Origin of the sequence: Methanococcoides mangrovi, assembly GCF_052057775.1 — an archaeon.
GTDB lineage: Archaea > Halobacteriota > Methanosarcinia > Methanosarcinales > Methanosarcinaceae > Methanococcoides.
The window spans coordinates 1434716-1447034 of sequence record NZ_CP195121.1 but is presented as its reverse complement, the minus strand read 5'-3'; the positions used below and the strand labels follow the sequence as shown (position 1 = coordinate 1447034).

Below are 12319 nucleotides of genomic sequence, written 5' to 3'. Positions count from 1 at the left end.
ATAAAAGTCCTTTGCCAAGTGAATTAAAGCTGGTGAATAAAAATCGGAAATATGAATATGTAACGTCTGGAAGAATAAAAAATTAAAAGAAATGCTGCAAAAACAGCTACAAATTACCTTCTTCTGGCAAACAGCAGTGCTAACAGGGATAAGCATAGGATCAGAGCTGCATTCTGATCAAGGCTTTCGCCTTCTTCAGCAGACTCATCAGCTTCTGCTACTTCTGCTATGACCTCTTCTGAAATATCCCCTACGATCACAAATGGAGAGAATTCGGTCGTAGTTGATTCAAAATTAACATAACTGCTTGTCTCACTGATCTTTGTTGTTGGAAGAGGCACCCATCTGTCCTGTTCATAACGATACAACATCACTGAACTATCAGATATGCGGTTTTCTTCAAACCATGAGTTGTCAACCCTGAACCCGATAACTGCATCCTTGATATTGTCTTCTGTGGCATACCCGGGTTTCCCCAGCCAGATATTTACATTTTTATATGCCGTACCTGGAGGAGCAGATGAAACAAAACGTGAAGGATTATTAAGGACCTCGATCGTTACTATCACATTACCGGCATTTGCAAGGGACTCATAATTGATGTACCTGACAGGGTTTTCAGGTTTATCGAACTGGAATGAGACCTGAGAACCCAGATACACGGCCTGACGTCCTCTTTCAATAGCTTCAAATGTTTCAGATGACCCGCTTGTGGTAGTTATCGCTGAGGATCCCGCCTCATCACTTCCGTCACTTGATTCGGAACTGCCTGATGAAGATGTATCAGATGAGACTGTTATCGATCCATTAACAATTTCCGTAGGTATGACCTGCCCCTGTGCATCACTTATTACAACATTAGAAAGGTAAAGAGCGCTTGTACCAGATACATTCCCGGCTCTCATCTGAATGACGGAAACCGAACCTGGCCCTTCGACGGTTGTCCTGTCAAGTATCAGACCGTATATAGAATCGATCTTCCCGTTTGAACTTTCAACATTACCGGGATTGAACCAGACAAGAGCACCATCCTGCCCCAGGAAATCGCCTTCAGATACAGTGACCACATTAATAAGATCACTGTCATATATCAGATCGAACTGGATACCAGCAACGGGACGATCTGGCTGCAGATATACGGTTAAAGTGAATTCCTGCATTTCCTGTACGGACCCGGAAGCAGGCATTATACTGATGTTAGTAGTAGCACCGGCGAGTCCACTAATACATGTGATCGTTACCAGAAAAAAAAGTAGTAAGGAGCATACCCTACTTTTTCCAGAGATGAGAATGTCCCGTTTCATCGGAATCCCTTACCTACCATATTAATCCATGTGAGATAGTACAAGCATCAGATCAAGAAGGTTTACAATGTTATCCTGATTCACATCCCATGCAGGATAAGGATATGAAGTTGTTTCATCGAAATGCTGTTCAACCAGTCCATAGTCTACAAAATTAACAACATTATCCTGGTTTACATCAACTATTGCGACAGTGATAACTGTATTTGTTAATTCGATGTCCACAGCATTACCTGAAGGATCGCTTATGATAACGTCGGTCAGAACAAGTTCAGACCTTCCTTTTGCCTGCTCTGTTGCAGTTACAGTAACACTGGCAAAGTTCGCCGGTGTTGCTACATCCGAAGCGCCAAGGATACAGCCATAAGCATCATCCAGCAAACCGGAATTTACTGAACCTGCAACGAAAAATGAGTCCATACCACTTTGTTTGAACAGATTTCCCTCAATTGCTTCAGATACCTGGAACTGGTTGCCGTCAAAGACAAGATCGAACTGCATTCCTGCAATATCCACATCCGGAGATACAAAGACATCAATTGTGAAAGTTTCCCCCGGTGTAACTGTCTGGGATGACGGTTTTAGGATCACATCTGAAGCCGCTGCAGAAACGTTAACGGTGGCTACAAATAATGCAAATATAGCTGACACTATTAAAAACTTTTTTATCCCGAACATATTTTTTCCTTTGTTTTGAAATCGTTTGATAAGCTGAACTGACTTGATCGAAACTACAGTATTCAAAATCCCCACATTCCAATTGTTATTTGTAGTATATATACATTGTGAAAAAAAATAAAAAGTCATTGTACTCATCATTATGAGAAATATATATGATAAATATAATAAGAGGAGATAAAAAGATACAATCACACAAAACGTATAGAAGATGAAGATCCTGAAATTAGCATTCACTGACAAGAATGAATAAGTAGATAAATAAAAAATACTAAAACTAATAAACATTCAACTGGCTGGATTACAGAAATAAAATAAAGAATCTTTTGATAATCAATATGACCACCAAAAATGGATCATAGAAATATTGAACAGCATAAAATCAAAAGAATTCACAGATCTGATCACTGCCTGCCGACATCATTGATGTTATCAAATACAAAAGGTTCTTTCATGGATATTAAATCAGCAGGACCATCAAATATTTTATCGTCCTCAGTGATCCACGAATTGTGGGATGAGAGCGAAGTCCTTATTTTTCTGGCCGATCTGGAACTGTATGAACAATTACGATCACCAGATCTGACCTGTGATGAAAAAGAATACCTGAAAACATTAAGAACAGAATATTTTAAGAAAAGGTTCATAGTATCCCGATCACTCCTGAAGGCCATTCTACAGCACATACTGAGAAAAAAAACACCTTCCGAAATATCGCTCTATCGAAACAACAACGGACGTGTATGTATTGGGGACCACAAGGAGATCTATATTTGTATCTCATATACCAGGAACCTTGTTGCTATTTTATTATCAAGACAGAAAGCAGGACTTGACATTGAACACATCAGACCAATATATTTAACTCGATTCTCAAAATATTTCCAGAATAAAGGGCCTGAAAGAGATATGCCCATGGAAGACAATGTTAATGTACTGAAAGCATGGACATTGAAAGAAGCATATTGTAAACTGACCGATCAGAGCATGATGGCATGTTTGAATAAAGAAATTGCTCTTGATGACCTGGATCACCATGAACTCATAGTAAATAATGAATATGTACTCTCTGTTGTTTTTGATTCAAAAGATAATGAGGTCAATATATGCTATCTCAAAAAAGGCATCCCCATAAAAATGGAGAAAACGCTGCTAAAGTTCATATAAGTAATATCAGCAAAAAAATATTTTTTAATAACCAACTAACTAGCTGACCATCTAAACAAATAACTAACTAACAAATAAGTGAAATGTAAGATATCAAAGCCAGCAAGTTAATAAATTGTTTGCTATAGAAACATCTTATATACTAGTGAAGTTATTTTGTTTATGGGGAATTAGGTCAAACTGTTATGATGCAGAGAGTATACAATATACAACTGCTGACTTGCTTTTTGACCGTGTAAAGTTATTATTCTCTTTAGATAACAAACAGAATAGGTTGACTATCATGGATGAGATCAAACAGGACATATTGGGGTTTTTGCAGGATAATTCGTTTATGGACAGTAGCACACAATTAGGAGATGATGATTCTTTAACAATGAACGGGATCATCGATTCAATTGGATTGATCGAATTTTTAGATTTTATTTCTGAAAAGTATTCTATAGATATTCCTGAGGAGATGTTAACTCCTGAAAATTTTGATTCGATCAATAGCATTGTGAACACGCTCCAAAATTTGATTAAGTGAAACCATGAAGATCGATCAATATGTTGAAAAACATGCACGAGAAAATCCTCAAAGAATTGCATTGGAAGAAAAAGGCAGATCAATATCCTATGGTCATCTTGATGAAGCTATAAACACCATAGCAACTGAGATCGAGGGATTCGATCACTGCAAATTTGCCATCTTTGCCGAACCGGGTATCGAGTACATTCGGACCTTAATGGCAGTGTATCGATCGAACAACATTGCTGTGCCTCTTCCTGTTGAACTCACAGAATCCAATATTCAACAGATTCTGGATAGCAACCGGATAAACAATATTATTGTCAGCGAACAACAGTATTCGAGATTTGAAGATACATTCTTTGACCGGTTCAGTACTTTGATCCAGATCTGTAAAGATTCATCCTTGAAAACTCTACGCAAAAATATCACCAGTGAAGATAATAATGATCTGCTACGGCTCGTTATGTACACATCCGGAACAACCGGAGCGCCAAAAGGTGTCATGTTAAGTGATGAAAACCTGATCTCGAACGCAAATTCCATAATAGAGGTGCTCAGCATAAAACCGGAAGATAAGGCTGCACAGGTCATCTCCCCGCACCATGCTTTTGGGAACTCGATCGTAAATTCACAATTGGTTGCAGGAGGATCCATTGCAATAGGTGGTCTCACGTTCCTTAGATCGACATTCGAGCTAATAGGATCGGGAGTAACTATATTCTATGGAGTTCCAAGCACATATCGCATCCTTCTCAAATATCCTTCCAGCTTCCAGAAAGCATTCAGCAACGTCAGGCTTGCTGCATCCGCAGGCGGGGCTATGGAAACAGAGATCATAGAGAAGATCAAAGAATTGAATGACGGCATTGAGATCATCCCAATGTATGGCCAAACAGAAGCAACTGCCAGACTTGCTTATGTACCCTCAGAAGACCTGAAAGAATATTCGGATACTATCGGCAGGCCTATCCCGGGAGTTGAACTTGATGTGGTTGATGATAACAGAAAGCCGGTTGAACCGGGGATCACAGGGGAACTGATCGCCAGAGGAAAGAACATACTGATAGGTTATCTTAACGATGAGGAAGCTACACGCAAAAAGATAATCGATGGCTGGATGTATACTGGTGACCTGGCACAAAAATTACCAAATGGTTACTTCAAATTACTTGGTCGCAAAGATGACCTTATCAAAGTCGCTGACCATCGAATAAATCCAAGAGAAGTGGAGAAATTAATTCAGAAAAATAATGATGTATCGGATGTATTCGTAGTTCCGGTCGAACATCAGTATATGGGAAATGCCATCAGCCTGATGGTAATACCAACTCAGAATACAGAAGTTGAAACATTGTATTCGTTTTGCAGGAAGAACCTTCCGGGCTTTCTTTGTCCACTGGAAATAATTCTTATTGAGAACCTGCCACTAAGCAAAAGCGGTAAGATCTCTAACAGGTCCATAATAGAGGCGTATCAAAATGTCAAAACTAATATGTAAAAGATGTATTTTAGATTCAGACATTCCTGGTATAAAGATAAATGAAGAAAGCGGCCTTTGCCAGTTCTGTGAGAAGTACGAACCCCTTTCTTCGGAAGATAAGAAGAAATACCTTGCGATAATGGGAGACCTGCTTAAAGAAAAAAGTGGAGAAGGGGACTATGATGTTATTTTCGCACTTTCCGGCGGAAAAGACTCCTCGTATGGACTATATAAGCTGAAAAAGGAATATCCATTCCTGAAGATCCTTGCAGTTCAGTTTGATAATGCCTTCATATCAGAGACTGCCATCGCTAATGCAAAAAAGATGTGTGAGATCGTTGGATGCGACTATTTCAAGCTGACCATGGAAGAAGAGGCACTATATGATGCATTCCGAAAGGCAGCCATATCTACAAATGCATACTCAAAATTTGCCAGATACAGGGCCAGCGACATTTGTAACACATGCATCAGCATAATCAAACAAAAGCTCATTGAACAAGCAATAATTCGCAAAGCACCATTCATTGTTTTTGCTTTTACATCCGGCCAGTCACCTACCCCTATAATAGACCTTCAGGTCAATTTTATAAAGTGGTCCAGGGACCTTTTTGAGAAGCAGCTGCAAAACATAGGCGTAGAGGATAAGGATGAGGCATTCCTGATCAAGGATGAGATCATAAAAAGCATTGACAAAGACAAGACCCCAACGATCTTGCACCCAATGTGCCTGTGGGACTACAACGAAGATAAGATCATAGAGACCCTGGCAGACCTGGGGTGGATAGCTCCAAAGATTAGTGACAGCAACTCTACAAATTGCCTTTTGAACTCATTTGCCTGCCATAACCATATCAAGAAATATGATATTCACCCCTATGCTTTCGACATAGCGGGTCTTGTGAGAAGCGGGGATATGACTCAGGAAGAGGGACTGGAAAAATTGAACAAAGAACTATCAGAGCCATTGATAGAAATGGCTGCAAAGAAACTTGATCTGGAAATGGAATAACTGTATTAGATATATCATGGGGGAAACATAATGACAATAATTGATGAACTGAACAATAATACTGAAGAAAATGCCTCTAAGATCAGGACTTTCATTCAGGATAATGTAAGGGACTTTAAGAAAAAAGGAGTTGTTTTAGGAGTTTCAGGGGGAATAGATTCAGCGGTAATACTTACGCTGGCAGTTCAGGCTTTGGGGAAGGAGAATGTTTACGGATTACTACTACCCGAAGAAGAATCAGCTCCATCCAGCAAAAATCTTGGAGCAACACTTTGTGACACACTGGGTGTTTCATATGAAGAAGTTCCTATTACGCCGATCCTGGAAGCACTTGATATATACGGAAAAAAGGAGCGGATAATAAAGAGAACCTGCCCTGAATATGATCCGGATATTCACAAGACCTCACTGGTCCTTCCAAGTCTCCTGGAAAATGATATGTTAACTATCCCAACCATCAAAATTGTGAAAGATGATGAGGTAATTGCAAAGAACAGGTTAAAAGCAAAGGACTATCTCGAATTGATCGGGATCCAGAATGTGAAACAGAGATCAAGAATGTTGGTCCAGTATATGTACGCCGAAAAGAACAATTATCTTGTATGCGGTACCACCAACAAGACCGAATACCTTCTGGGGCAGTTCGTAAAGTATGGAGATGGGGGAGTGGACATCGAGCCTCTGGGAGATTGCTACAAAACCCAGGTATACGCATTGGCCAACCTGTTGGGTGTGGATAAGGAAATAATAGAAAGACCACCAAGCGCTGATACGTGGAGTAGCTACACATCTGATGAGGATTTCTTCTGGAGAATGCCAATTCAGATCATGGACCAGTTACTGTACTCACAGGAGCATGATCTGCCTGTGGATGTGATCAAAGAGAATACAGAACTTCCGGAAGAAACGATAAACAAAGCAAAAAAGGGTATTGACAAAGTCAGAAACGCGGCCAGGTACATCATATCACCGGCCCCCATATGTGATCTCGTCAAATGACCAGAATCCTGGTCAACCTCTTCATTTTTGGGATGCGAAAATTAGTTTTTCGATAAAGGGAAGCCACCCATGCTTAAAGACAAAGTAATACTGATCACAGGAGCCAGCAGGGGAATTGGAAGAGCTACAGCCTTAATGGCAGCGGAGAACCATGCAACTGTGATCATCAACTACAACGAAAGTGAAGACGAGGCTACCGAGCTTGTGGATAAAATTACAGAGAAGGGGTATAAGGCTAGCATAATAAAAGCTGATGTTTCTGTTGAGAGCGAAGTAAAGGAAATGTTCGATCTCATCAAAAAACAATATACCGGACTCGATATACTTGTCAATAATGCCGGAATAATACAAAACAATCTTTTGATGATGACAAGTACGGAGTCATTTGAGCATATCATTGATGTAAATCTGAAAGGAACATTCCTTTGCAGTAGATATGCTTCGAACATGATGAGAAAGCAACGAACCGGAAAAATAATCAATCTCTCATCCATAATAGGACTGAATGGAAATACCGGTCAATCCGCATATTCGGCCAGCAAAGCAGGAGTGATAGGATTTACGAAATCCGCTGCAAAAGAACTTGGAAGATACGGTATCACTGTAAATGCTATTGCACCAGGGTTCATTGAAACTGATCTGACCCGGGACCTGAAAGACGAAGTTCGCCAAAAAATGATAGAGAACATAGCTCTTGGGCGAAGTGGCATACCGGAAGACGTTGCTAAAGTTGTTCTTTTTTTAAGTTCGGAGCTTGGGGATTATATAAGCGGCCAGGTTATATCTGTTGATGGATGCCAGGTTATCTGAATAAACAACAAATTAAAAGTTAATTCGACTGCAAAAGACATTAAATTATTACCTGCATCAAAATTGTCTTCAAATTCTGTAAAAATTTAGAATTAGATTTCGAATTAGAAATAGATATAAAATTAAAGTTGGATCATTCCTACACCGAAAATAACACTCGCAAAGTAGAAAGATACAACCAAATGAGACCTACCAGATTTCTGCATATCACAGCTGCAGTTTTGATATGCTTTGACGTAGATGATCAGCAGATATTGAAAATGCCTGTTTCTGGCTTTCGGTCAGTTCGAGTTCGATGATCTTTTCTATACCATTCTTACCCAGGATCACAGGAACTCCAAGATACAGGCCATCCTCACCATATTGGCCCTCCAGATAAGAAGATGCAGGAAGAACCCTTTTCTGATCATTGACTATTGATTCCACCATTGATCCGATGGCTGCTGCAGGAGCAAAGAAGGAACTGCCTGTCTTAAGGTGTTCAACAATTTCGGTTCCTGCGTTGACAGTTCGCTGTACAAGCCTTTCGATCACATCTTCAGGAAGAAGTTCAGGTAATGGTACCCCTGATACTGTAGTGTATTGTGGCAATGCGACCATTGAATCACCGTGCCCTCCAAGTACCAGTGCAGAAACATCCTTTGCGGAAACGCCAAGTTCCATTGCAATGAAAGCCGCAAACCTGCTTGAATCAAGCACACCGCTCATTCCAAATACACGATTCGTTTTAAATCCGGTATATTTCTGTGTTGCATACGTCATGATGTCAAGCGGATTGGTGACTGTAATAACAATAGCATCCGGAGCATATAGTAAGATCTTTTCAGAAACCTCTTTTATGATGTTTGCATTGACCTTCATCAGATCGTCACGTACCATTCCTTTTTTACGGGCAATCCCTGCAGCAATGACCACAATATCGGAGCCTTCAATATCAGCGTAATCACTGGTGCCCAGGATATCGACATCATATCCAAGTACAGGAGCAGCCTCTATAATATCAAGTGCTTTTCCTTTGGCAACACCTTCAGTGACATCGGTCATTACAATATTTCCGATTTCAAGCTCCGCAAGACGTTGAACAGTTGCACATCCGACGTTACCCGATCCTATGACTGCAATCTTTTTCATATTTAAATACCCCCAAATATTCAGATATAGCCAGTAGTTAAGCTATAGTCTAAGATTGATGCTCAAAAGTAATATATCTTTTCTTGGTTTTGAAGTTTGAAACACAATTTAAACCAAAATAAGAAAAAAAATCATACACATCCAGATAACGAACACACATCCATATGCCAAATACACGTCCATAAGACGAATAGAATTTCCTATTAAATATCCGGCTATTTTCTTCACATCATTCAAATGTACTCAACAACTGAACACTTACTCTAACATTTATATCCTCAAACAACAATCTACCATCGATCAGCTATGGAACTAGAGAAGCTACTTGAAAAGTTATCCAATGCACACGGAATATCCGGATATGAGAACAATATCAGGGATATCATGGAAGAGGAGATCAGACCATATGTGGATGAGGCAAGGACAGACAAGATGGGTAATCTCATCACCACAAAGAAAGGTGAAGGTCCTGTCATCATGCTGGCAGCACACATGGATGAGATCGGGCTGATGGTCCAGTACATCGATGACAAAGGATTCCTGCGTTTTGTGAAGATAGGAGGATGGTTCGACCAGACACTCCACAGCCAGAGGGTCATCGTTCATGGAAGCAAAGGGCCTCTTACAGGAGTTATCGGATCAAAGCCGCCGCATGTAATGAAAGAGGAAGATAAGAACAGGCCTGTAAAGGCAGAAGACATGTTCATCGACATCGGTGCAAAGGATAAAGAGGATGCTATCAACATGGGAGTGGGCGTAGGATCTCCAATATCCATTGACAGGGATTACAAACCTCTTGCCAACGGGCTTGTCACATGTAAGGCCTTTGACAACCGTGCAGGTATCGCAATGTTGATCGATGCAATGAAACAGCTCTCTGAAGCTGATGTTAAGGCAACCGTCCATGCTGTTGGAACAGTGCAGGAAGAGGTCGGCCTTAAAGGTGCACGTACATCAGCATTCGGTCTGGACCCTGACGTTGCCATAGCAGTTGACGTCACCTTCCCCGGAGACCACCCCGGGATCGACAAGAAGGACTCCGCACTGGAAATGGGAAAAGGTGCGGTCATCACGGTCGTTGATGCGTCCGGAAGAGGACTTATCGCAGACAGGAATGTCGTAAAGTGGCTAAAGGAAACGGCTGAAGAGAATAAGATCCCATACCAGCTTAACGTAGGTGACGGCGGTACTACTGATGCTACAGCGATACACCTCACAAGGGAAGGTATCCCTTCAAGCACCATCAGCGTACCCACAAGGTACATTCATTCACCTGTTGAAGTGCTGTCCCTTGAGGACCTTCAGGCCTGTGCAGATCTTATCGCAAAGGCAGTGCTCAATATAGACAAGTATTTCTGATACGACAATGGTGCCTTCCAGGCATCCCTTTTTTCTTTAGACATTCCAGATCCTGTCCGGTATAACCTTTGTGAAAGTATCAATTGTCACTATCGGCAGGTAATTCCTTGCCACCAAAAGTACTAAAAACAATAGGAATGTTATTCAGGCTGTGATAGTCAGCGACATGTAGCTATAAATAACATACTGATTATTAGTGATAAATTCAGAGATCACTGATAAGCAGAAAACTAGATCTCGCTAAAATAAAAGAACAACTGAGGGATTACATTATTCGAAAATATCCGGTTTTTGGACACAACTTTACGAGACGGTGAACAGACACCCGGTGTCGCACTGAAAACAGAAGAAAAAGTCTGGATCGCACGCAAGCTCGACGATCTGGGAGTAGACATCATCGAAGCAGGTTCTGCCATCACTTCAGAGGGTGAGCGCGAGGCTATTCGTGCTGTGACAGCTGAAGGTCTGGACGCAGAGATCTGCAGCTACTGCCGCATTATGCAGCAGGATGTGGACTATGCCTTAGAATGTGATGTGGATTCAATTCACCTCGTGGCACCTGTATCAGACCTTCATATTAGTGTGAAGCTGAAGAAGGACAGGGAAGCATTAAAGGAAATGGCTTTAAGTGCCACCGAGTACGCAAAGGACCACGGTCTTATAGTGGAGCTTAGCGGAGAGGATGCATCAAGGGCAGATCTTGATTTCTTAACGGACCTGTACAAGGCAGGTGTGGAAGTAGGTGCTGACAGGGTATGTTTCTGTGACACTGTGGGAATGCTTGTGCCAGAAAGAACGACCGAGATATTCAAAGAACTTTCATCAGCTATCGATGTACCAGTGGCCATTCACTGCCATAATGATTTCGGCCTCGCGGTCTCGAACACCATCGCTGCACTCAACGGCGGTGCAAAAGAAGCACATATGACCATAAACGGCATCGGAGAAAGAGCAGGAAATACTGCACTTGAAGAGGTCGTAATGGGCCTTGAGTGGCTATACAACTATGATACAGGGATAAAGACCAGTGAGCTTTACAAGACCTCAAGGCTCGTCAGTCGCCTGACCGGACTTGCTGTGGCATCTAACAAGCCGCTTGTTGGCGGAAACGCATTCACTCATGAGGCAGGTATCCACGTACATGGATTACTCGCAGACACCTCCACATATGAGCCGATCACCCCTGAGAGCATCGGACGTGAAAGGCAGATCGTCCTTGGAAAGCATGCAGGAAAGAGTTCCGTCACGCTTGCATTAAAAGAGCTGGGGCTTGATGTGGATGAGTCACAGCTCAATGAGATCGTAGGTCGTGTCAAAGAATTAGGCGATCACGGAAAACGTGTCACAGACGCCGACCTCCAGACCATCGCTGAGACAGTGCTTGATATCTACCACGAGTCCAAGGTCAAGCTGGAGGAATTCACTGTAGTCTCCGGTAACAAGGCAATACCAACCGCTTCCGTAAGACTTACAGTGGACGGAAAGGAGATCGTAGAAGCCGGCATCGGAGACGGACCTGTGGACGCGACCTTCGAGGGAATACGCAAGGCAATATCAGGCTTTGCAGATATCCAGCTTGAAGAATACCATGTGGATGCCATCACCGGTGGTACCGATGCGCTTGTAGAAGTACTGGTCAAGCTTTCCAGGGAAGGAAAGATGGTCACTTCAAGGGGTGCCCGCACAGACATAATCCTGGCATCTGTAGAAGCGATCATAAACGGTATCAACCAGCTGATAAAGGACTGAACGTCCGGATACAGGACGACCTACTAACAAGTAAGAAGCAAGTTACAGACTGAAAAATAACAATTCGAACATATCGATCAATTGATAATATCTTACCGATCAACTAAAAGGAAAAG

The 12319-nt window shown here is 41.7% G+C and carries 11 protein-coding genes; 8 read left to right on the top strand and 3 right to left on the bottom strand.

Features of this window, described 5'->3' with window-relative positions; translation table 11 throughout:
- Positions 1–113: 113 nt before the first annotated feature.
- Positions 114–1304, bottom strand: a complete 1191-nt coding sequence (locus tag ACR3I3_RS07375; RefSeq protein WP_440951620.1) for a PGF-pre-PGF domain-containing protein — start codon at positions 1302–1304, stop codon at positions 114–116.
- Positions 1305–1325: 21 nt separating this feature from the next.
- A complete protein-coding gene (locus ACR3I3_RS07370) occupies positions 1326–1955 on the bottom strand; it encodes a cohesin domain-containing protein (RefSeq protein ID WP_440951619.1) in 630 nt (209 codons plus the stop codon).
- Between the two features lie 378 nt (positions 1956–2333).
- Here ACR3I3_RS07370 and ACR3I3_RS07365 point away from each other — a divergent pair, with 378 nt between their 5' ends.
- From ACR3I3_RS07365 to ACR3I3_RS07340, 6 genes are all read left to right on the top strand, one after another.
- Positions 2334–3149: a 4'-phosphopantetheinyl transferase family protein gene (locus ACR3I3_RS07365; protein ID WP_440951618.1), complete on the top strand. Its 816-nt coding sequence runs from the start codon at positions 2334–2336 to the stop codon at positions 3147–3149.
- Between the two features lie 283 nt (positions 3150–3432).
- The gene (locus tag ACR3I3_RS07360) at positions 3433–3678 is read left to right on the top strand and encodes an acyl carrier protein (RefSeq protein ID WP_440951617.1); all 246 of its coding nucleotides are present in this window, start codon (positions 3433–3435) and stop codon (positions 3676–3678) included.
- Between the two features lie 4 nt (positions 3679–3682).
- A complete protein-coding gene (locus ACR3I3_RS07355; RefSeq protein ID WP_440951616.1) occupies positions 3683–5161 on the top strand; it encodes a class I adenylate-forming enzyme family protein in 1479 nt (492 codons plus the stop codon).
- Positions 5142–6155 carry a hypothetical protein gene (locus ACR3I3_RS07350; RefSeq protein ID WP_440951615.1) on the top strand — a complete coding sequence of 338 codons (1014 nt, stop codon included), beginning with the start codon at positions 5142–5144 and terminating at the stop codon, positions 6153–6155. The genes ACR3I3_RS07355 and ACR3I3_RS07350 overlap by 20 nt, the downstream gene beginning before the upstream one ends.
- A gap of 30 nt (positions 6156–6185) precedes the next feature.
- A complete protein-coding gene (nadE, locus tag ACR3I3_RS07345) occupies positions 6186–7154 on the top strand; it encodes an NAD(+) synthase (RefSeq protein ID WP_440951614.1) in 969 nt (322 codons plus the stop codon).
- A gap of 69 nt (positions 7155–7223) precedes the next feature.
- The gene (locus tag ACR3I3_RS07340; protein WP_440951613.1) at positions 7224–7964 is read left to right on the top strand and encodes a 3-oxoacyl-ACP reductase family protein; all 741 of its coding nucleotides are present in this window, start codon (positions 7224–7226) and stop codon (positions 7962–7964) included.
- A 207-nt stretch (positions 7965–8171) separates the two neighbouring features.
- Here ACR3I3_RS07340 and mdh read toward each other — a convergent pair whose 3' ends face one another.
- Entirely contained in the window at positions 8172–9095 is a 924-nt protein-coding gene (gene mdh / locus ACR3I3_RS07335) for a malate dehydrogenase (protein ID WP_440951612.1), read from the bottom strand.
- 306 nt (positions 9096–9401) lie between these two features.
- Here mdh and ACR3I3_RS07330 point away from each other — a divergent pair, with 306 nt between their 5' ends.
- The gene (locus tag ACR3I3_RS07330) at positions 9402–10454 is read left to right on the top strand and encodes a M42 family metallopeptidase (protein ID WP_440951611.1); all 1053 of its coding nucleotides are present in this window, start codon (positions 9402–9404) and stop codon (positions 10452–10454) included.
- Positions 10455–10745: 291 nt separating this feature from the next.
- A complete protein-coding gene (locus ACR3I3_RS07325; protein WP_440951610.1) occupies positions 10746–12203 on the top strand; it encodes a (R)-citramalate synthase in 1458 nt (485 codons plus the stop codon).
- Positions 12204–12319 lie beyond the last annotated feature (116 nt).